We start from the raw sequence: 22,244 nt of genomic DNA, 5'->3' as shown, positions 1-22,244 counted from the left end.
CTCCAGTCACCTTGGCTACTGAACCTGGGCTTTGATCCAGTTAATCCTGTCTCGAGCCCATTGCCGCACCGTTGGGCGAGGGTGTGTGGCCCACGACTTCAGAAGGTTGACCAGTGGATCAAGGTAGGGTGCCGGGGAGCCATAGTATGATTGAGGTCTGAGACGACTCGATAGCGCTGCAAGGACTCTCTCTTGATCACCAAATTCAGAAATAAAGCTCTCGATTGCTGAATGCCACACGAGAGACCCATCCGCATTTTTTGTTGCAACAGGCAACCACTTCATCACGAGGGAAGCGCGACGTGCCGGATCCTTGCGTGTCCACTTCAGGTAAAAATCTGCAGGTATCGTATAAAGAAACCCAGGCCCTAGACAATCATCATGCTCAATACCCACAAGACCTTCGACTCTATGACGAATCAAGAAATCATTTTCCAGAAGTAGCCTAGAGATACCTGCCCATACCTCTCGGGGATGCCGTTTAATGAGAGCCTTAAGAGAACTGCGAACTGGCCCATCTAGGTCATGAAACACCCCGGTCATTCTTGGCGCACAGATGCCAAGAAGCTGCCTCACGAGTGCTCGCGCGAACTGCCGGTCAATTAGGTTGCGCTGGGCCAGAAGGCTGACTATACGTTCTAAGTCATGTCCCCTCATTCCGTTTCGCCCCATGCCGTCGAATAGCCTCGGATCTACAAGGACATTCTGTAAATTTGAGACAAGAGGTTTAGTGAGTTCTTTGCCCCCGCGCAAAACCATGGAAACGATATTTAATACCGCCCACAATCCTTCAGCACCGTGCTGAGAAAGCTCCCTCAGCAGTGGAAGAATATCTTTCGTATCAAGGTGCTCCATCCTTTGCTCATAAGAAAGGGACGCGCATTGCCAGGGGGTGACGTCACCTGATTGCAGAAGTGAAACGACGAGTTGAATGTCATCGGACTGCAGCTTGCCAGCACCTATCATCGAAACTGCATCCTGCTTGAGCTTCACTGAATTTAGTGCAAGGCGGATACAGTCACGTGCTGCTTTCGTATCACGACTATCTGCGCCCGCTATAAGCCCACGAAAAAGATCTAGATTAGGAGCCTCTTGTCGTTGCTCGGTTTTAGCGAGCGCGGCCTCGAAAAGTTTCGTGATGCTAGGCGCACACTCCGCAAGCCGACGGGCGAATGGGAAGACTGTCTTCCCGTCGCTTACGACAAACCTTTCGAGTGCCCGGTCGCTCATTGATGGATTGTTTGCAATGATTTCCGCGAGCTCAGTTGCCTTTCGTGTGGCATACTCGAAGTCAATAGATGTAGCCTGCTCCCGTTCGTAGTCTACGTCGGGATTGCAGAAGTCCCCCTGCCAGGCATGCGTATAGAGAACGGCGAGGTCGACAGGGTCTCTCGGGAGCAACTCATCGAAATACACCCTGACAGTGTCTCCAAGATCTTTAGGCGCCTCCTTCCGGTTGAAATACAACCATTCATTCACTTTCTGTACGGCCTCAGGCCAAAACCCATATCGTGACACTATGCGAGAGATGAACGCCTTGACCTCTTCCAGTGGAATTTTCCCAATAAGTCCGCGAATGCGAGAGCCGAGAATTTGCTTTGCTCTGGGAGCCAACGGATCGCTGCCGACCGCAATGTCCGTCAGTCGTTTGATCGCAGCCCGAAGGAAGTCCGATATCTCGCTGTAGGTCCTCGGCGCCCAATCCTTCAGACGCTCTCCGCTGCCGATCCCTTCCGTACCTCCACCACGATAGAAATGACCAGTTTCCAGCATCCTATCGAGTGCATCGATGCACACTTCGCGCTCTTTCGGACTGGATGATCGCAGCCCATCGTCGAGCACAAGAAGGCGCACTTCAGGGGGCGCCTCAGTGCCGCTCAGGTAAAGCTGATAAAGCTGTTTGAACTGACCAGTCGCATTGTTCGAAATGTTTCCCTCTGTCTCTGAAGCTGCAAGCCGACGGAGCAGCATTGCCGCCCCGTCAAAGCTTTCCTTTCGAAAAGCCAGCTTCTCTAGTGCCCAGACAAGGTGACGCCTTCCCGCTCTTACTTGTTGCAGTTCATCATCGGCCAATCCCCCAAACACCCTTTGAATCGTCACCATCACTAGATCAGGATCGACATGAACAAGATGATCTAGGCATTCGGCGCCGGATTCGGTGTTGAGTATCGCAAGATTGCCCAAGCAGTCAGCGGCAAGAAGGCTTCGCGCAAATGCCTTCGCTTCGGCAGAGGTATCGAGCCACTTCATGCGACGAAGGAGACTTGTTTTCAGACTGTCTGGAGCTTCCAAAAAGAAAGCTAAAAGCCTGCGTTCAGGAAGAAGCGACAACCGAGTGGAACCTAAGGAGGCTGCGAGCGGTATGGGTGCGACCTGAACAAAATCGCCACGCTGCACTACAACTCCTCGAGAGAAGAAAGACTTGCTGTGTTCGACAAGCGCATCTTGAGTCATTCCCCCAAGCTTCTCCGCAATGAGTTTACCTTCTCCGTCAACTCGCCCGGTAAGTCCAACCCACTCAAAGAGACTCAGGATCTCCAAAGCTCTTTGCGCCTCCTCGACCCGTTGGCGGCGCCCCCAGACGACCCGTTCCAGTACTTGCTCAGCAGAACGTATCGCCTTTCCGCCTATACCATCCTGTCTGGCTGCAAGAACCGCCATCTTCGGGAACCCCTTTGCAAGCTCCTGAATGAACCTCGAATCCGAGTCGCTCAGCGTTGATGCCACCGCGTGTGCTATCGATCCGATGGTCCCATCGGATGCCGGTTCTAAGCGAATTACCAACGTATCCTGCACCTTTGTCTCAACATCTATTGTCACAAGGCGTAAGCGGGAGCCAGTACGGCGCGCAATCGCTGCCAACTTTGTATGGAGTTCGTCAGGGCAATCGTCCACAACTAAGATCGCCGACGAGCCCGCATCAGCAATTTCGAGAGCAAGCTTGGCGACCTCGTCTCCAACAATCCCAAGATCTGCGTATATTACAGCCGTTCGCTCTACCTCATCGGACACTGTCGCCTGCCGATTAAACACTTCAAAGGCGAAGCGTGACTTGCCAAACCCTGATGGTCCTGCAATTCGCAAAGCAGCATGGTCTCTTGCTAAAAAGCTTAATGCCGCTTCCGCAGCCTGTTCGAAGGTCCACACAGTTCTGTTCCCGCCATGGAACTCTGCGTCTGGATTGATGATGTTGCTGGGCGAAAAGCGGGGGCTCTCATCGGCGATCCAGGGAATATTTCTGATCTCGTCCTCGCGCCCCCATGCCTCATGCGACAGAAAACCAGCGAGCGACCGTTGTCGTTTGAGCGATGCAAGCCAAAGCGCAACTGGCGGGTGCGTGTTTACCCAGTCTGCGATACGATTCGCGTCATAAATTTCGATCGCGGTTGCACGGGAGGGATTTTTCTTCCCCCGGCGAATAGCCGATGCAATCGCCTTTCGGAGCCTCTCTATCTTCTGACCCCCAAACTTGTGAGAGCAAAAGACAATGTAGGCACCCTGCCGCGAGAGGGCTTCTGACACGGCTGCATTCAATCTCGCTGGCCCTTTCTTGGGCTTCTTGAAGACTTCAGCCGAGATTAAAGTTTCCGTTAGATTTTGAGCCTTCGACTGAAAAACGCAAAACCGTGTTGGGAAGAAGTCTGTTGAGTCGACCCCACTACTCCAATCCACCCGACCGTCTTCACCACCGTCCGCTACAGTAATTTGGAGCGGTACGGTCGCAGCGGGATATCGACCAGGCGACACTCTGCGAGTAGCAAGCGTTTCATCAGCTGAACCAACTGGAGACTATCCAGTTGCGCTATCTGGTTCGCATCAGCCTCAAAAAACATCCGCCCTCCAAGAAATAATGGAGACACTCTGCTTTTCCAAGGGAACCTAGTCCATTATACTGATGCACGTCAAACCAAGCACTGCCGCATGAGACGCTCCCTTTCAGTTCGCCCGGACCTCCCCTCAAGGGCGGTCTGGATCTATCTCATACTGCGCGCATAGACCGAGCGATTTCCCTGCTCTTTTCCCGCATCAAGCGAGGCGGCTGGTGTGGTCTCCATTGCGCGCGTCCAACGAGGGGAGTCCGCGACCGCGCGTTGCGCGAGCACAGAAGATCATCAGCCTCCATCCCCTCCTCTGTTCCGCGAGCAGGAGGACGACCAGGCCGCCCCTTTTCCCTTCCGAGCTCGCTCGTTGCCCTCTTCTAGAGGGTGGCCCGATTAGTCTCCCACTGCGCGCGTCCAACGAGGGCCTTCTCAGGCCGCGCGTTGCGCGAGCACAGGAGACCATCAGGCTACCCTCGTCTCTCTTGACCTCCTCCTCCCGCAAGCGCATCCTTTTAGCTGATCCTGCGCGGGATGCACTCTTCTCTGAACCATCGGCACGCGTAGGATCTCGCCGGGGATTTCGGATCACGAGAGGTCTGCATCGTGATGGCTACCTGGCTTCTGCTGCTCGTTCCACTGTTAAGGCAGAGTCCTGCCTGGGCTCTGCCCCATTCGATGCCTGTTCAACAAGTGTCTACGGCCAAAACGCTCACGGGCGACGAATTGCTCCGCATCGGCGAGGTCCACGACCACCAGCACCACTTTCCTGAAACGCTGACCTACTATCAGCTCGCGTTGTCAACATTCCGGGAGCACCAGCAGGCCCGCGGCGTGGCAACCGCCTTGGTGAAAATCGCACAGGTGTATGAACGGCAAGGCAAGATCCAGGAGGCCTACGTGGCGCTCCAGGAAGCCCTTCCCCTTTTCGCCCGGTCCTCCGACCGGCCCGCTCATGCGCAGGCTCTGTTGGTCATGGGGCGCATCTCGGCACGGCTTGGACGCCTCGACGAGGCTAGAATGTCGTTCAGCCAGGCGATCACCCTGTTCGAGCGTGCCCACGATCGACAGGGATGGAACGACACGTTGGTTCAGCTGGGCCTGCTCGATGTCGGTGACGGTGTAACCGAGCCAGGACTGTCGTTGCTGCAGCAGGCGCGGCAAGACGCGCGCACCCGTCAGGATCGCGGCCAGCAACTTGCGGCGGTCGTGGCGCTGGGAAACGCGCACTGGCTGTTGGATCGGGCTGACGCGGCCCGCCTGTTTTACGACGAGGGCCTTCATCTGGCTGAAGTCGAACGGAATATGACGATCGAAGCGATGCTGCGGCTCCGGCTGGCTCAATTAGATGGTGAGGATGATCGGCTGACCGAAGGCATCGAATTGGGGAAACGTGCGCTTCTTCTCTCTCAAACCTTGCGCGATGCCGCGACTGAGGCGGCCGCGTTGTCTCTGCTGGCCGACCTCTACCGGAAGATGGGACGGAGTGCCGAGGCAGAGGAATCGGAACAGCGAGCCCTGTCGATCTATCGCAGCCGTCAGATCTTCGTACACGGCGCCCGCTAATCATCGCGCCGGCTCAGAGGGAACGCTTGACCGAGCCTCTCTCTGGGCGTAGCATCATTTCATGACGTTCCAGTGACGGTGGCTGCAGTCTCTTCCGCACGCCTCTCTCCGTCATCCTGCGCGCCGGATCTCACCGCAGTCCCTTTCACTCCTACGCCGAATACAAAACCGTAGCGCATCACCGCCGGATGCGGATCCTTTGGAACGAGGGTCCCCATGGGAACTGTCGGCCACCGACCAGCCCTTCCCCTCTTGGCACTGCTCCTGGTGCCTTCTGCCTTCTCTGTGACTGCACCGAATCCCGTGCAGGCCGGTGAAACTCCGACTGTTCTGCCGGCTACCGTTACGCCCACTGAACGTCTCGCTCCGCCGGTCATCTGGCTGGATACGCTTCAATTCAGGCTGACAACGTACTTCACAAAGAAATATCCCGCGTACGATTTTTCACCCTACGCACGGGAACTGGACAGAATCCGTGGGGCGCTCAGCCTGGGTGATCGATGGGGCGCCAAGCGGGAGATGGGGGTGTTTCTCTCAATGCTGGCGAGTCGTGCCTATGGCCTGGGAGGCGATGCGGCCGAAGAGTTGGCCGACTTTTCGCGACAGATGATGCCCGACGAAGAATTCGGCATCGTCTATCCCGGATCGGAAAGATAGCGATAGCGGCAAGGAAGGGTGCCAAAGGTTGTCGTGATGATTCAAACCTAAGAGGAGGATCTGATCATGGCTTCACACAATCCCGTGACCAATCGCATTCTCGGCGAAGTCACGCGCACGCATGGATGCGATCTGGATACGTTGACGAAGCATCTCCCCGACCTGTCCTGGGGCCAGGTCTTTAACGAAGTCGATCGGCTGAGCCGCCGGGGTATGGTGCTGGTGACGTTCGGCGCGGATCATCGCTACATGATCCGACTGCCGGAGCAGAATAAGGAATCGGCGAACCGTCACGTCCAATCCTGATCAGTGAAGGGGGTTAACGAGAGCGGCCACCAGCGAGAGAACAACCCAATTGATCTTGCGCCCGTATTGCGCGAATGGAGGAGGCTGACGGTTCACCCTTCCTTCGACAACACTTGGCAAGGTGTAAATCTGGTTGGCTGGACAACGGCTGGACCGGCCGAGCAATTCATAATTGGTGATGATCTGTTACCGCAAACAGTGACTGATCTCGCTTTTCGCCTGTCCCTTGCCGTACGCTTCTTCCTACCTATGAATCAGCACGAACACCTTCTCAGGCCCGGCACCCTTTGGCCCTCCCTGCTCGAACGAACGGCCCATGCCCGTGAGCGAAAAGCCATCCTCTCTATCCCCACGGAACCGGAGATGATCGAACAGAGCGGAGTAGAGTTCCAAGTGCGAGTCATAACGGCCCTCGCGATGAAAGCGCTCACTATTGCTGCGAAGTCAAACAACGACCCCTTCCTGCCCTACGACCCCGACTTGTTCGTGACGGATGTCTCTCCCACTCATGTCGCCTTGCTGAACAAGTTCAACGTGGTCGATCACCACCTCGTCATCGTCACCCGCTCGTTCGAGCTGCAAGAGGCCCTGCTCACCCGTGAGGATTGTGCGGCGCTGCTGGCTTGCCTCGCCGAGATCGACGGACTGGGCTTCTACAACGCCGGACCGGCAGCCGGGGCCAGTCAGCGTCACAAACATCTGCAGCTGATTCCGTTGTCCGCTTTACCGGAAGCCCGACTGCCGATCGAGCCGCTGTTGCATGCCGTGAAAATTGCCGGCACTACCGGCCTGGTGCCAGGCTTGCCGTTCTTACATGCCTATGCGCCGATGGATCCGACATGGATCGACCAACGGAGTGATGGCGCCTCGTCGTTGCTCGACTGCTACCACTCGCTGCTCCGCTCCGTAGGCCTGTCCATCGAGGCGCCTTCGGTTCCCTATAACCTGCTCGTCACCCGGCGGTGGCTGTTGTTGGTACCCCGGTCGGAAGAGTATTTCGAGGGGATTTCGATCAATGCGCTGGGCTTCGCCGGAGCCTTGCTGGTGAAAGACGCGGCGCAGCTTGCGATGCTGCGGGAACAGGGTCCCATGACCGCCCTTCAACGGGTGGCGCTGCCACGGGAGCCGTGAAGCGGCGTTCGTGATACGTGAAGCGTTAACGCCGGAGGAGAAAGATGATGCGTCCTGTACCGGCTCTCGTTGTCGCATCGGTCGTCGTGGCCGCTCTCCTCTCCGGCTGCATTCCGCGTCACCCCCCACACACGCCTCAGCCGGTGCCGGAAGTCCCCAACCAAGAGGTACGCCCAGCTGATCAGCGGAGCTGATGGCTGGAACTCAAGAGCTGATGGCGAATGGCTAATAGCACGAACAAAGGCAACTCTGTGTTTGTCCTACAGACATGCTATGAGCCATATGCTATAGGCTCTTTTCTTCAGGCGAAAGAGTCGAGTTGATCCAGTGGCTACTGTTTCGCCGGGGCGGCTTCCGATGCCAGGTGGAGCACTTCAGACTCGGCCAGACCTTGGTCTCGGCGCGAATTGCCGGAGCGCAGGAGCTTGTCGCCCAGTCCGACCGCCAGATTGCGGTAGATGATGACCCCGATGTCTGGGCGACGGCGGATGAGGTCCGCCAGGTCGCGCTGGAGTAGTTCGGCCACCTCCACATGGCCCTCAGCCGTAGCTGCGGCGGAATGGGGCCTGGCCGAGAGGAGCGAGACCTCGCCGCAGGTTTCCCCGGTGCGGACGGTCCCGATCGTGACCGGAGGGGTTCCGCAACTGATGGCGACTTGTCCTTGCAGCAGGATGTAGAGACGGTCGGCCGGATCGTGCTCGACGAAGAGGCGTTCGCCGGCCCGCACTTCCCGCACCATGCAGGTTCCGGCGAGCCTAGTCGTCTGTTCCGTGTTCATCCCATGAAACAACGGGATCTCCTTGATCGCCTGTGCCATGCGTGGGGCAATGATGCAGGTGGAAAAGCCGCGCATCACGACGTCGGCAACGGCCTGGACCGGCTCGGTCAGTGCGAGCGGCCCAAGATCTTGCAACTTGTTCAGCCGCACCATCTTCACGATGTCCAACCGTTCCACTTGATAAAACACCATGGCAGGCACGTAGGCGACCGGGAGAAAGTTCAGCTCCAAGAGCGTGCGCTGCATTCGTGGCGCATAGGCGCTGACATCGATCTCGATGTACTCAATCCCCATCTCCTCCCGACACTTCCGCTCCAGCTCGGAGAGAAGAAATCGCACGACGTCGTCGGCCAGGGCGATCAACTCGAATACGCGGACGGTGTGCTCGACTGGATCCATCGTGTAGCCGACAGCCCCGACGATATGGCTACCGGAGCGGGCCAGAAAGTAACTGGTTTGCCGTGCATGGAGTTTGAAGAATCCATAATCCAGCCGCATGGGGCCGAAGATTTCCCGGTTGCGGACCCGCCCTCGCTCAATGCGCAGCAAGGCCGGATAGCCTTCGGCTTGCAGCTGTTCGATGGTGTAGTCTCCGCCGGCTGGATACGGCGCGGAATCTTCGTCGACGATGAAATCCGGCGTGAGCGGCGGGTGGTTCATCACGAGATTAGCCAAGGCGTAGGCCTCGGGAATGATCCGCGGATTGTTGCGGCGCAAGGCCAGCGCATCGCCGAAATACCGGGCCAGCAGGGCAAAGCTCTCGCGGTGATGGAAGAAATGCTTCAGCGGCAGAAAACCGGTGGGGATGAAGCCGTGCGCGAGGCTGATCCGCTGGGCATAGGGATGTACGGTGCGCGCGACGACCAGCCCGACGTGCAAGCGGTTCTGAATGGCTTCGAGCCGCTTGTCCATGAGCAGCTTGCCGACCTGTAACCGGCGGTAGTCTGGATGGACGGCGAGACGGCCGAACTCTCCGACGAGGTCGGAATGGGCCCCGAAGTCGAAAAGCACTGAGGCGGTGCCGATCACCCGTCCCGCATCTGTATCTTCGGCGACGAGAATCAGCGCGTCGTCGGTGAAGACGGAGCGCTTCAACCAGAGTTCGTCGTAGACCTCATGATGGGGATAGTCGGCGCCGTACACGGCGAGAAAGATCTCGCGGATCTGGCCGACATCTTCTTCGCGGGCTTCTCTGATCCGAATCATGACAGCCCTGTACGCTAGGTCAGGAACGGGACGTTTGCTCGCTGAGTCGCTGGCCGGCAATCTTGGCAATGGCCTGGTAGTAGGCCGCGCCGACGGCCAAGGCCTCTTCGTCGAAGTCGAACTTGCTGGAATGCGCGGGAAAACCTTCCTTGCCGGGAACCTGACTTCCGAACCGGACATAAGCTCCCGGAACGCTTTCCATGTAGTAGCTGAAATCCTCCGCGCCCATGTTGGCCGTCTTGAGCGGCAACACGTTGGCCTCCCCCACCGCTGCGATTGCCGCGCGGCGCGCCAGGCTTACCATTTCCGGCGTATTGATCAACGGCGGCGTGCCCTCATTCACGGTGACCTTGGTCTTGGCTCCGTGCAGCTGGCCGATTGATTCGGCAATGCGGCGGATGGAGGAAAGAAGCTGTTGCCGCACTGCGGGATCCTGCGCCCGAACGGTGCCGTCCAGTCTGGCCTGTCCCGCGATGACGTTCGGCGCAGTCCCCGCATGGAACTGACCGACAGACACAACCGACGGGCGGGCCGGATCGACTTCGCGCGAGACGATCGTTTGCAGCGCCATGATCATAAGGCTCCCGACCACGACGGCGTCGATGCTTTCATGGGGGCGGGCTCCGTGCGCGCCCTGTCCGATGATCTCAATCGAGAAATTATCCGATGACGCATTGACGGCGCCCTCGGACACGACGATGGCCCCCGGGTGATAGTGGCGATCGAGGTGGCCGCCGAAGATCATGCCCGCGCCATCCAGCGCCCCGGCCTTGATCATAGCTAGCGCACCGGTGCCTTTTTCCTCTGCCGGCTGAAAAATCAATCGCACGGGAGCCGGCAGGTCTTTCTCCTCGGAGAGGAGCGCCGCCGCGCCCAGCAACATCGTCGTGTGCCCATCGTGGCCGCAGGCATGCATGACGCCGTCATGGACCGACGCGAAATCCAGGCCGGTGTCTTCCTGAATCGGCAGCGCGTCCGTATCGGCACGCAAGACGACGCAAGGGACTCCGGCGCGTCCTGGAATATCGGCGACAACTCCGTGCCCAGCAACCTGAGCCCGATACCTGATGGCCAGACCATCGAGAAATTTGCAGATGACGGCAGCGGTATTCACTTCCTGCCCGCTGAGTTCCGGGTACTCATGGAGCACGCGGCGAAGCTGAACGAGGCGGTGTTTTAGCGGCTCAGGAATCAACGGCATGATTATGACCTTGCAGGATGCTGAAAAAAACCGCCAGCGGCGTTCTCACATCGTTCAGACCCTCAACGCACCCCCAAGGGTACGCCTCGGGCCTTCACTCGCTGCGGCCTTGCTGGACGGCCTTTTTGAGCATCCTGCGGGAGTGTTCTCCTCTTGTCCAAGACGTGTAGGCCATCAAAGGTCTAAGACCTGCTGTGCCGAATTGGTTTCCCACAGCCTACTCGGCAATGAACGTACGACGGCCTGTCGGTATACCTTTCGCCGGGTCCGGCCAGACCGGCGATCTGAAAAGAACAAACCCATGGTAGCACAGAAGAGACGGCACTTTCCGCAGCGGGATCGCGCTCCTCCGCTCGCTCGTCTCCCGTTCCTAAAAGCAGGCTGACCTGGCGGCTCCTGCGCGCATCGAACGAGCACCTTCCGAGCGGGCACGTTCTGCGAGTCGGAGGACGACCAGGCCACCCTCCCCTCACACCCACTCCGGCGCATGCTCTTTCCCCGCTTCTTTTTCTGCGAACCATCGATACAAGGCAGGCAACACCACCAGCGTGAGCGCGGTCGAAGTGAAGAGACCGCCGATCACGACCGTCGCGAGCGGCCGCTGGACTTCGGCCCCGATTCCTTGCGCGAGCGCCAGCGGCAGGAGACCCAGCAGCGTCGTCATCATCGTCATGACGACCGGGCGTAGACGGAGGACGCACCCCTTGACGATCGCCTGGTCCATTTGCATGCCTTCGTTTCGCAACTGATTGATATAGGACACCAGCACAATCCCGTTCCCGACCGCCAAACCGAATAGTTCGATAAAGCCGATGGAAGCCGGCACGCTCAGGTATTGCCCGCTCAACCAGAGAGACACGAAGCCCCCGATCAAGGCAAAGGGGAGATTCATAATGATCAACGTCGCGTAGCGGAGCGAGTGAAAGGCCCAGAAGAGCAGAAAGAAGACGAGCCCCAGCGTGACCGGCACCACAAGTAAAAGCCGCGCGTTCGCCCGCTCCATGTTCTCGAAGACCCCGCCCCACGTGACGTGGTACCCCTCAGGAAGGCGCACCTGGGCCGCGAGTCTCTTGCGCCCTTCATCCACAACGCCGCCGATGTCGCGTCCCACGACGTTGAAACCGATGTAAATGCGGCGATGGACCTGCTCACGGCTGATGCGGGCTGGGCCTTCGCGCATTTCGATCGTGGCGAGTTCGCTCATCGGGATCAGCGCACCGGACGCCGACTTCACCCGAATCTCTCCGATGGTGCCGATGCTGTTGCGCTGCAGTTCCGGGAACCGAAGCGTCAATTGAAACCGCCGTTCGCCTTCGTACACGTAGGTCGCCGCCTTGCCGCCGATGGCGGTGGTGATGATCTCCTGCACGTCTGCCACGTTGATACCGAAGCGAGCGATCTTCTGCCGGTCGATGTCGACCGTCAGATAGGGCTGACCGGCAATCTGCTCGACTTTAATGTCTTTAACGCCCTCGATCTGCTGCATCAAGGCGGCGATCTCCGCCGCCTTGTCGTGCAGGACGTCGAGATCCTCCCCGAAGAGCTTGATCGCACATTCGGTCCTGATGCCGGAGATGAGTTCGTCCACCCGTTCTTGAATCGGCTGGCTCATGAGGACCGAAATGCCCGGGATCTCCGCCAACTTTTTCCGGATGGCATCGGTCAATTGCGCCTGCGTGGATGCCGTCTTCCATGTGCTCCGATCGGTCAGGGTCACGATCGGATCGCTCTCGTTCGGCTCTTCCGGCCCAAAGGCGATGTCCGGCCGCCCGATCCTGCTCACGGCCATCCGCACTTCGGGAAACTCCAGCATCGCCTTATGTGTGCGCTTCTCCATCTCGATGGACTCCGGCAGCGAGACGCTCGGCAGCCGCACAATCTGGGGCGTCAGGGCTCCTTCCTCCAGTAGAGGGATGAACTCTCTCCCCACGAGCGGAACCAGCGCGAGGCTGCAGAGCACGATCGCCGTCGAGCCGGTCAGTACGCGGCTGCGATGCCGGAGCGTCCATTGCAGTACCGGCACATAGCGCTGTTTCATCCAGAACGTGAGGCGCGTTTCCTCCGGATGGTTTCCGCGCAAGAGCAGCGATGCGAGGACCGGCGACAGAGTCAGCGTGACGACGACCGAAACCAGAAGCGCGATGACCAGCGTATAGGCCAGCGGCGCGAACATCTTCCCTTCCATACCCTGGAGCGTCATGAGGGGGAGAAACACGACGCTGATGATCAGAATGCCGAAGAGGATCGGCCTGCCTACTTCTTTCGTCGCGTGAAGGATGACGTCAAGCTTGCTTCTCCCCGCCGCGCTGTTATTCTGCGCGAGATGCCGATAGACGTTTTCCACGACGACCAACGACCCGTCCGCGATTTCACCGATCGCGATGGCGAGCCCGCCGAGCGTCATCAAATTGGCCGAGAGCCCCAGCCGCTGCATCACGATGAATGTGATCAGGGGGGTCACGATGAGCGAGACCGTCACGACGAGGGCGCTACGAACGTGGCCCAGGAAGAAAAAGAAGACGAAGACCACCAGCACGATCCCTTCGATCAGGGCATCCCGCACCGTATCGATCGCCGCCGTGACCAACTCGATGCGGTCATAGAAAGGCAGGAGCTTCGTGCCTGCGGGGAGGATGTGACTCTGCTGCAGATCGTCCACCTTGCTCTTGACCGCTTCGACCACCTGCCGCGCATTGCCTCCGCGAATCATGAGCACGGTGCCGGCTACGACCTCCCGTTCGCCGTTGAGCACCACGGCCCCATGGCGGACGGCGTGGCCGATGCGGACCTCCGCGACATCGCGGACGAACACCGGCGTGCCGCCGGATTCTTTGACGATGATGGATTCGACATCGCTCACGGTCTTGATCAGGCCCAGCCCACGGACGATCGCACGTTCCGCATGGCGCTCCAGCACGTTGCCGCCGGCGTTGGCATTGTTCTTCGCCACCGCCCCGTAAATATCGTGGAGCGTCAGGTCGAATTTACGGAGCTTCGCCGGATCGACCAGGACTTGATACTGCTTCACGAACCCGCCCATGCCGTTCACATCGATCACGCCCGGCACGCTCTTGAGCAGCGGGCGCAGGACCCAGTCCTGCAGCGTGCGCTGATCCGTCAGCTCGGTCTCGACGACCGCGGAATCGGCCGCCGCCGCATGCGGTCCTTCCACATAATATTGATAGACCTCGCCGAGCCCGGTACTCACGGGAGCCATCACAGGATCGAGCCCCTCCGGCAAGCGTTCTTTCGCCGCCATGATCCGTTCGAGGACCAACTGGCGGGCGAAGTAGATGTCGACGTCGTCGTTGAACACGACCGTGATCTGAGAGAGGGCGAATTTGGACAGGGATCGAATCTCCGCCAAGCCCGGCAGGCCGGTCATCTGGAGTTCGAGCGGATAGGTGATGAATCGTTCGACTTCGACCGGCGACAGACCCGGCGCATCGGTCAGCACCTGCACCTGGATGTTCGTCACGTCGGGATAGGCGTCGATCGGAATGGCACGAAACGCGAATACGCCGGCGACGGACAACAGACAGGCCAGGCCCAGAACCAGGATCCGTTGCCGCAGCGAGAATTCCAGCAGAGAAGAGATCATAGCGCCGGCTCGATCTTGTGCCGTTCCATTTCAGACTTGAGGACGAACGATCCCTTGGTCACAACCTGCTCGCCGGCGCTCACCCCCTCCAGCACCGTCACAACCTCTCCCTGCTCGCTTCCCAACTTGACCGTCCGCACTTCGAATTCGTTCGCCTCTTTTTGGACAAAGAGTATTTTCCCAACCGGTCCGTTTTGGACTGCCGCAAGCGGCACAGTCAAAGCATCCGGGATCGGCGCCGCATAGACACGGACGGTGGCGAACATTTCCGGTTTCAGCAGTCGATCGGGATTCGGCACCGTGACCCGCAGACGCATCGTGCGGGTGGCAGCATCGATCACATCGCTGATGTAGGTAATCGTTCCCGGAAAGATGGGATGGGGATAGGCGGATACGATGACATCGACCCTCTGCTCCTTGCGGATATACTGCACGTCCTTCTCCGGCACGTTGCCGACCACCCACACCTCCGACAGGTCTGCCACGGTGAAGAATTTCTGGTTCGTCTCAACGACCTCGCCCCTGGTGATATTGCGCATAATGACCCGACCGTCGAAGGGCGCGCGCAACGGCACGTCGGCCTTAATCGTATGCTCACGGTTCAACCGCTCGATTTCCCGCCTAGGTACGCCGAGCAGCTCGAGGCGATTCTGCGTTTCGCGGGCCTCAGCCCGCGCCGTTTTCATTTCGGCTTCGCGGCGCTGCAGCTCGGCCAGGCTCACGGCCTTGTGTTCATGCAGATCCCTGGCGCGCTCGTGCGCCAATTCTGCTTCATGCAGTCTTGCCACTGCCTTCAAGTAGGCTCCCTCCGCCAAGCCGAGATCCGTACTGTGGAGCATCGCCAGCAAGGTATCTTTTTTCACATCTTGACCGACATCCACATAGACCTTGACCACCCGGCCTCTGATGAGCGTGGTGACCTCGGCCAACTCATTTTCATTGGACTGCACGGTGGCGGGAAACTCCCGAGGCACCAGCACCTGCCCGCGGGCAACCGGCACGACCTCAATGGCCGTCCGCCCGAGTTCTTCGGGCGTGAGACGAAGCACTCCAGGCCTCTCAGCCACAGCGGCCTTATTGGCCTCAGACACCGGGTCGGGCGTTCTCTCGCAGGACATGAACCCGGCTAAGGCTAATGAAACGAGGAACACGCAGTTGACGAGATTGTTCAGCATCTTTCCAGAAGCTCCTGGCCACATGGTTATACAACCCCTTTATATAACCAGCATGAGGTATGCCACGGAAAACTTGTGATTCTGCAGGAGAAGACGGGGGAAGGGCAGACGCCCTAGGAGCCTTTTGCCACGTTGCCGATGAAGGACCGTGGTGAAATGCGACAGCGGGGACAGACGGACAGGACCGGATTGCCGATCGCCTCGTGCGAGGCGATATGGCTCATGAACGATCCCGGACAGGAAACGCGGACATCACGAACGTGACACATGTCGTGAGCAGCGCGCCGGCCAATGCCGCCGCCATGTCCTTCTGCGCATCCCACTCATCTCCTTGGGTTCCGAGATAGGTATTCCCTAGTTCCGGGCTCACAATGCTCGCCACCACCGCTTCCGCCACTTCAAAGAAACCGCTCTGGGCCAGGATACCGCTGACGGATAGATACGAGGACCACAATCCCCGTACCCCGGCCAGGCGTATCAGAAGTTCACGAAGGGGATACAGCAACAGGAGACCGTATGAAAAATGTGCAATGCGATCGAACGGGTTGCGACTCAAGCTGAAGAGGTCTTTGAGCCAAAATCCGAACGGCACCTCGGCATAGGTATAGTGCGCGCCGATGGCGTGGAGCGTCAGGAACAGACCGATGAGACAGTAGGAAGTCACGGAAAACTGGAACCGCTGGTGGGTCAGGACTAAGACGGCGACGAGCGTCAAGGAGAGGAGATTTTCCAGCAACCAATCTCGACGATCGAACGGCGCGATGGCCAACCAGGTCCAGAACAACCCATAGAGCAGTAGCAGTCCCAGCAGCAGGCGTTGGCTTCCCTCTCGCGCCCCGCTCCTGTCCATGACTCCCGCTCTCATGTCAGGCTGATTCGAACGCGACGTCCTGAGGCTGGAGCGCGGCGTGAGGCCTCCGCAGGCTGCGCACGATCATGAGCAGTATCACGCAGAGCAACGCGCCATAGAACGCAGCGGCGATATCTTTCTGGGCATCCCACACATCCCCCTGAGAACCGAGATAGGCCATACCCAGCTCCGGATGCACCGTATCCGCCACCCAGAACTCGACGATTTCCCAGAGGCCGCTCAACCCCAAGACGGTCATGACTGGCAGATAGTAGAGCAGCCAGCCTCGCGCGTGAGCCAGGAGCCGAAATGCCTCCTCCATCGGATAGGCCAGGAGAAAGCCAAAACTAAAGTGCACGACACGATCGAAGTGATTGCGCCCGAAATGCCATGACTGATCCAGCCATGTGCCAAGCGGCACCTGCGCATAGGTGTAATGAACACCAACAGTATGGAGGCTCAGAAAGAGGGTGATCAAGACATACGAGGCCGTCGACAAAGGCATCCACCGGTGCATGGCGACCAGCCCCGCCACCAGCAATGCCGGGAGGATGCTGGCGATAGCCCAGAATTCTGGATCCACCGGACGGTAGGCTGTCCAACCCGACAGCGCGAGATACCAGGCAAGCAGGCCCCATAACAAGAACTTGTTCTGAACCGTCACAGTGCCTCCCGATGTCTTGTGAGATTCAAGCGGTGCAAACGACCCCTTCACTGTACAAGGGAAAGACCTCTCGTTCAAGCAGCGAGCGCCTCGGGTGAATCGTTGCTTGCTCGCTATCCCCCCTCGCCAACATACGGCGGGTGGAAGGGATGGGCACGAAGGTGGACGACATCGCGCAAGGTTAGAATCAATACGCATGGAGGACAGCGTGCGCCGACAGCATCGCATGATGTCGCTCCCGAAGCTGCCCACCCTTCGCCACCCGTCTATTTCCCCGCCTCCCCCAGTCCCCTCATCTCATCCAGCCATCCCAACCGCTGCTTCTCATTCATCCCTTCGATGGAGCCGATGATCGTCGATCGGATCGGCCCGATACCGCAGAACCAGAGCGTGTTGCGTCGGAGGCTCTTGAGGCTGTGGGCAAAGAAAATCCATCGGTAGACGAAGGCCGGCATGCCCATCGTCACCACAATTCTTGCGGACTTGCCGGTGAGCAGCTTCTTCGCCATCCCGCCGGACCTCTGATATTCAAACGCAAAGCCCGGGCGCAACACCTGCTCGAGAAACGCTTTGAGCAACGCGGGCATCGACCCAAGCCAGAGGGGATAGATGATGACGAGATGGTCCGCCCACTTGATCGCGTCCTGAGCTTGCCTGATGGCCTCCGGCGGTGTTCCCTTCTCAAAGTCCTCCTTCGTTCGCAGGAAGGGAAAGTCCAAGGCGGCTACTTCGATGCACTGGACATCATGCCCGCCGTCTTCCGCACCCTTCGCATACTCATCCGCCAGCGCATGACAGAAATGGCGATGCTGCGCGTCGGGATGGCCTTGAATGATCGTGATATGTTTCGCCATGAGAGGGTCTTCCTTCTCCTGCTCTAGCAGACGCAACAGCGATGCCGCGATGCGACGTGTCTCACGATTCAAGCCATAGCGCGCTCAACACGTACCCAACCCCAGGCTCCCCCATCCTGATACTGCAGACAAATACCTCAGACCTCCCGAAGGCCCTGCCGCAAAACGCTACGGTCGTGTCCCTATCAATTGTCTCTGTGATATTCATTCCCTTTCCCAGCCTCTGAGCACAAGACGAACTTTCCACTCTACAGGCGGCACAGCTGATGCATCTCACCTTGCAGAAAGGTTGATGTGTGCCATGCCGACGTCTTTGCTCGAAGTCTGAGACCTCACTTTCGCAGCGGGGCCTAAGACGATCCTCGATCGTCTTGGGCTAGTGGTCCAGCAACAAACGGGATTTTGCGGTGAGTTCGAACCCCGTCGAAACCTCAGAGAGAATGAGGTTGTAAGGAGACGCAATGATCACATCCATAGCCTTCACTGTCTATCCGGTCTCGAACATGGAACGGGCGAGAGCCTTCTATGAACATGTGCTCGGCTTGCATGCGAGCTACCACTACCAAGATGTGTGGGTCGAATATGACCTTGGCGGTTCGACCTTCGCCATCACCACAACGGAGATGGGCCATACTCCGGGAGCAAGAGGAGCGGTGGTGGCGTTTGAGGTGTCAGACCTCGATGCGTTTCTCCACAAGATGAAAGAGCGGGCCGTGGCGTTCGTCACAGAAGCGTTCGACACGCCTGTCTGCCGCATGGCGGTGATCGAGGATCAGGACAACAACCACATCACGATCCACAAGCGGCACACGTGAGCACCCGAAAAGCACCCACAACGAGACATACTCGTCGTATGTCCCGTGAGGCAGCCCTTACCCCTGTCGCGCTTTGCAGCAGTGGAATTCTGAGGTTTGAGGCACTTTGCCCGGAGATCGGGGTCGGACCGCCGCTCTCATCTTCATTCCCGCACCGTAACCCCAAGCACTGCCACCATTCTTTCAATAGGGTCTTGCCACAGCCTGGCGGCATGTCGCTTGCTCCTCCGTGAGTTTAGGGCTGAGCCTTTGAGCTACATACTGAAAAGTGACAACGTCGGTCTGAACCGCGCTCGCGTGCGCAATAACAAAGGAGGAATCCCATGTCCGTCGCGAAAATCATCGAGTTGAGTGTCGAATCGCCGAAGAGTTTCGAAGATGCCATTCAGAACGGGATCACCCTGGCAGCCAAGACCGTCCACGGCATCAAATCCGCGTGGGTGAAGGAGCAACATGTGGTGATCGACAATGGCAAGGTCGCCTTGTATCGCGTGGACCTGAAAGTCACGTTCGTACTGGATTAACGAGTGATGAGGATAGCCGAGCGAGACGGGGGAGGGTTCAGGGTTCGACGTTCGAGGTTTTCGGAACGTCGGACCGCGCGGAGGGGAGCGTTCGCCCTTGCTCTGTTTCTTGCCGCCCTGAGCGTCACCGTTGCGTTCGGCGCGTCGGGCCAGCACACAGAGTCCCCAACTGAAGTGGTCCGTGCGACGACTTCTGAAGTCTTCCGCATCCTCGAAGACGAGAGTCTCAAAGATCCGGCCAAGCGCATCCCGCGCAGGCGTATGCTGGAGGAAGTCATCGCGTCCCACTTCGACTACACGGAAATGTCGAAGCGAGCGCTCGCCGCCAACTGGACTCCACTCACGGCCGTTGAGCGAACCGAGTTCGTCGAACTCTTCAAAAGCTTTCTGTCCGACCGCTATGCCGAAAAGATCGAAGGCTATTCGGGGGAACAAGTACACTATCTCTCCGAACGGATCGAGGGAAACTATGCGGAGGTCCGGACCGAACTGCAGTCGAGCAAAGTCGAAATCCCGATGGATTACCGTCTGCATGTGAAAGACGGAACCTGGCATGCCTACGACATCATCGCGGACGGAGTCAGCCTCGTGAAGAATTACCGCAGCCAGTTCGACAAGATCATCCGCTCAGACTCCTACCTGGAGCTCGTCCGCCGGCTGCGTGAGCGCACCGTCGGCGAGGATAAGAAAAAGAAGACGGCTCTCACAGTAGGACCCCACGGCCTCGCAACCTGACCATTGACCTCTCACGAAATACGGTTATTTTAATATGTGAGCGAAGGCCTCGGTGAGAGGAGCATTCAAGGGAATCGAGGTCGAGCGCAGGGGTGGTGAGCAGGCCCGCCGACGGGTGGGAAGCCTAACGCTCCTCCAAGACCTCCATAATAGACACAGAGCTCTCTGACCCGCCCCCGCTCAGATTTTTACGATCTCCGCCGCTGACGCTTTCTCTAACAAACTTCGCAAACGTGGTGTCGGTTGCTTTAAGCCTACCAGCAGTAACCTGAATATCGCGGGCTAATTCAACCGAGCGTGGTCTGAACCGGCAAAAACCGGTTCGGTTTCTTGTCGCGCTTCCTGCTGTTGACGGCGAGACAGAATCACCTGATCAACCCGGTCACCGCACGTCACACAGTGCCATTCCACTCCTCTGGTCTCAAGCGCAAATTCCGACACCATTAACCCGCCGCAACGATGGCAGCAATCGAGCGCTCGTTGCCTGGCTTGTTTCGTTCTTGTGGCCACTGATCCTTTCATGGTGTTCTCCTTCCTTGCCTATATGAGAGACAGCCGTCGTGAATAGGATTCATCCGTTTCTAGCTTGGCTGATCACGCCTGCCAACACATCCCTGAAGCCCGGTATCCCCTGTTCTTCAAGACAATATGTCACCCGGCATGTCGGCTGTTTAATAGAGATGATTCGGCCTAAGTCAACCGGGGTCGCAATCAGGACGACATCGCACGGAACCCGATCGATCGTGTCCTCCAACTCCCGGACCTGCGTTGCACCGTAGCCCATGGCTGGAAGCAGGTTGCCGATATGGGGGTACTGGGCGAAGATCTGTTGGATCGTCCCGACGGCATAGGGTCTGGGGTCGACTAACTCACTGGCCCCTTGCTGCTTTGCGGCGAGAACACCAGCGCCGAAGCTCATGCCTCCGTGGGTGAGCGTCGGACCATCCTCGATGACGAGCACCCGTTTCCCCTTGATCAGATGGGGACGATCGACGGTGACCGGCATCGCCGTCTCAAGGACCACCGCCTTCGGATTGAGCTGCCGGATGTTCGCCCGCACCTCGTGAACCTGCTCCGGACTGGCCGTATCCATCTTGGTGAGGACCAGGACATCGGCACGGAGGAGGTTGACCTCGCCCGGGAAATAAATCCGCTCATGACCGGCCCGGTGTGGATCGACCAGGACAATCTCCAGGTCTGACACGAAAAATGGAACATCGTTATTGCCGCCGTCCCACAGGAGCACATCGGCTTCTCGTTCTGCCTCCCGCAGGATGCGCTCATAATCCACGCCCGCAAAGACCACGTGCCCTTCCCGAATATGCGGCTCGTATTCCTCCATCTCCTCGATCGTACAGTCGGCAATACGAAGATCTTCGAGACAGGCAAAGCGCTGGACCGCTTGTTTGGCCAAATCCCCGTAGGGCATCGGATGCCGGATGACCGCAACGCGGAGCCCTTCCTCACGCAGCAGTGATGCAATCTTGCGAGTCGCCGGACTCTTGCCTGCTCCGGTCCTGACGGCGCAGACCGACACAACGGGCTTCTTCGCCGGGACCATGGTGCGGCGCCCGCCCAACAAGCTGAAGTCCGCCCCCGCAGCCAATACCCGCGAGGCCTGATGCATGACATCGCCGTGGGAGATATCGCTGTAGGCAAAAATAACCTCATCGACCTTATGGATCGCGATCAGAGACTCAAGTTCCCCCTCGGGATGAATCGGGATGCCCTCAGGATATAAGGAGCCTGCCAGCTCAGGAGGATAGCAACGCCCTGCAATGTTGGGAATCTGCGCCGCGGTGAAGGCGACGACTCGATACTCAGGACGGTCGCGAAACACCACGTTGAAATTATGAAAATCGCGGCCGGCCGCTCCCATAATCAGCACCGTCGTGACAGGCATAACCATATTCTCCCTCAACCAAAACCCTCGTCGAGCCGGAACTCCCCCAGATAACAAAGCAACAGTGGTGCCTCCTTCACGGGAAGGTGCCCTACTTGGTCCCCCACTGCGCGCATCGGACGAGCACCTGCCGTATATATGATCCTTCCAAGCTCGCTCGTGCCCTCTTCAGGGATGGGGGCTGATTGATCTTCCACTGCGCGCGTCCAACGAGGCCCTTCTCAGGGCGCGCGTTGCGCGAGCACAGAAGATCGTCAGCCTCCATTTCCTCTCACTGTAGCCATTTACCGCAACCTGCATCCTCGAAAATGTAGCGCGTTGCCCCTTTCGGATTTTCTTCGTGCCCACCGGCCAGGCGGATGCACCTATCCACTTGATTCCACCAGCAAAACACAGAGTACGGCCCTATTCCCCGACGACCCTTTCCTGGCTCGCCCTATGCAGGTATCAACGGTAGTGC

17 protein-coding genes are annotated in these 22,244 nt (G+C 58.5%); 7 read left to right on the top strand and 10 right to left on the bottom strand.

The window, feature by feature from the left end; genetic code table 11:
- Positions 1-15 precede the first annotated feature (15 nt).
- Positions 16-3,522, bottom strand: a complete 3,507-nt coding sequence (locus Q7U76_07400) for a hypothetical protein (protein MDO8356198.1) — start codon at positions 3,520-3,522, stop codon at positions 16-18.
- Between the two features lie 905 nt (positions 3,523-4,427).
- Between Q7U76_07400 and Q7U76_07395 the strand changes: the two genes are divergently transcribed.
- From Q7U76_07395 to Q7U76_07380, 4 genes are all read left to right on the top strand, one after another.
- Complete coding sequence (locus tag Q7U76_07395) at positions 4,428-5,384, top strand: tetratricopeptide repeat protein (GenBank protein MDO8356197.1); 957 nt, start codon at positions 4,428-4,430, stop codon at positions 5,382-5,384.
- A 216-nt stretch (positions 5,385-5,600) separates the two neighbouring features.
- Positions 5,601-6,041, top strand: a complete 441-nt coding sequence (locus Q7U76_07390; protein ID MDO8356196.1) for a hypothetical protein — start codon at positions 5,601-5,603, stop codon at positions 6,039-6,041.
- 66 nt (positions 6,042-6,107) lie between these two features.
- Positions 6,108-6,347 carry a hypothetical protein gene (locus Q7U76_07385; GenBank protein MDO8356195.1) on the top strand — a complete coding sequence of 80 codons (240 nt, stop codon included), beginning with the start codon at positions 6,108-6,110 and terminating at the stop codon, positions 6,345-6,347.
- A 249-nt stretch (positions 6,348-6,596) separates the two neighbouring features.
- The gene (locus tag Q7U76_07380; GenBank protein ID MDO8356194.1) at positions 6,597-7,478 is read left to right on the top strand and encodes a phosphorylase; all 882 of its coding nucleotides are present in this window, start codon (positions 6,597-6,599) and stop codon (positions 7,476-7,478) included.
- Between the two features lie 331 nt (positions 7,479-7,809).
- Here the strand turns inward: Q7U76_07380 and Q7U76_07375 are convergent, their stop codons facing one another.
- From Q7U76_07375 to Q7U76_07345, 7 genes are all read right to left on the bottom strand, one after another.
- A complete protein-coding gene (locus tag Q7U76_07375) occupies positions 7,810-9,462 on the bottom strand; it encodes a GNAT family N-acetyltransferase (GenBank protein MDO8356193.1) in 1,653 nt (550 codons plus the stop codon).
- A 19-nt stretch (positions 9,463-9,481) separates the two neighbouring features.
- Positions 9,482-10,663 carry a M20 family metallopeptidase gene (locus Q7U76_07370; protein ID MDO8356192.1) on the bottom strand — a complete coding sequence of 394 codons (1,182 nt, stop codon included), beginning with the start codon at positions 10,661-10,663 and terminating at the stop codon, positions 9,482-9,484.
- A 469-nt stretch (positions 10,664-11,132) separates the two neighbouring features.
- Positions 11,133-14,264: a CusA/CzcA family heavy metal efflux RND transporter gene (locus tag Q7U76_07365; GenBank protein ID MDO8356191.1), complete on the bottom strand. Its 3,132-nt coding sequence runs from the start codon at positions 14,262-14,264 to the stop codon at positions 11,133-11,135.
- Positions 14,261-15,439 carry an efflux RND transporter periplasmic adaptor subunit gene (locus Q7U76_07360; GenBank protein MDO8356190.1) on the bottom strand — a complete coding sequence of 393 codons (1,179 nt, stop codon included), beginning with the start codon at positions 15,437-15,439 and terminating at the stop codon, positions 14,261-14,263. The genes Q7U76_07365 and Q7U76_07360 overlap by 4 nt, the downstream gene beginning before the upstream one ends.
- A gap of 220 nt (positions 15,440-15,659) precedes the next feature.
- Positions 15,660-16,304 carry a DUF2238 domain-containing protein gene (locus Q7U76_07355; GenBank protein ID MDO8356189.1) on the bottom strand — a complete coding sequence of 215 codons (645 nt, stop codon included), beginning with the start codon at positions 16,302-16,304 and terminating at the stop codon, positions 15,660-15,662.
- A gap of 1 nt (position 16,305) precedes the next feature.
- Entirely contained in the window at positions 16,306-16,953 is a 648-nt protein-coding gene (locus Q7U76_07350) for a DUF2238 domain-containing protein (protein ID MDO8356188.1), read from the bottom strand.
- A gap of 266 nt (positions 16,954-17,219) precedes the next feature.
- The gene (locus Q7U76_07345) at positions 17,220-17,807 is read right to left on the bottom strand and encodes an NAD(P)H-dependent oxidoreductase (protein ID MDO8356187.1); all 588 of its coding nucleotides are present in this window, start codon (positions 17,805-17,807) and stop codon (positions 17,220-17,222) included.
- Positions 17,808-18,268: 461 nt separating this feature from the next.
- Between Q7U76_07345 and Q7U76_07340 the strand changes: the two genes are divergently transcribed.
- From Q7U76_07340 to Q7U76_07330, 3 genes are all read left to right on the top strand, one after another.
- A complete protein-coding gene (locus tag Q7U76_07340) occupies positions 18,269-18,622 on the top strand; it encodes a VOC family protein (GenBank protein MDO8356186.1) in 354 nt (117 codons plus the stop codon).
- A 323-nt stretch (positions 18,623-18,945) separates the two neighbouring features.
- Positions 18,946-19,146, top strand: a complete 201-nt coding sequence (locus tag Q7U76_07335) for a dodecin family protein (GenBank protein ID MDO8356185.1) — start codon at positions 18,946-18,948, stop codon at positions 19,144-19,146.
- A gap of 6 nt (positions 19,147-19,152) precedes the next feature.
- The gene (locus Q7U76_07330; protein MDO8356184.1) at positions 19,153-19,881 is read left to right on the top strand and encodes an ABC transporter substrate-binding protein; all 729 of its coding nucleotides are present in this window, start codon (positions 19,153-19,155) and stop codon (positions 19,879-19,881) included.
- A gap of 282 nt (positions 19,882-20,163) precedes the next feature.
- Here the strand turns inward: Q7U76_07330 and Q7U76_07325 are convergent, their stop codons facing one another.
- Positions 20,164-20,403 carry a hypothetical protein gene (locus Q7U76_07325; protein MDO8356183.1) on the bottom strand — a complete coding sequence of 80 codons (240 nt, stop codon included), beginning with the start codon at positions 20,401-20,403 and terminating at the stop codon, positions 20,164-20,166.
- A 49-nt stretch (positions 20,404-20,452) separates the two neighbouring features.
- A complete protein-coding gene (locus Q7U76_07320; GenBank protein ID MDO8356182.1) occupies positions 20,453-21,784 on the bottom strand; it encodes a cyclic 2,3-diphosphoglycerate synthase in 1,332 nt (443 codons plus the stop codon).
- Between the last annotated feature and the right edge of the window lie 460 nt (positions 21,785-22,244).

The sequence above is a fragment of the Nitrospirota bacterium genome, from assembly GCA_030645475.1.
Classification (GTDB): Bacteria; Nitrospirota; Nitrospiria; order Nitrospirales; family Nitrospiraceae; genus Palsa-1315.
Note: the sequence above shows the minus strand (reverse complement) of the source record. Positions and strands in the feature narration are given on the sequence as shown.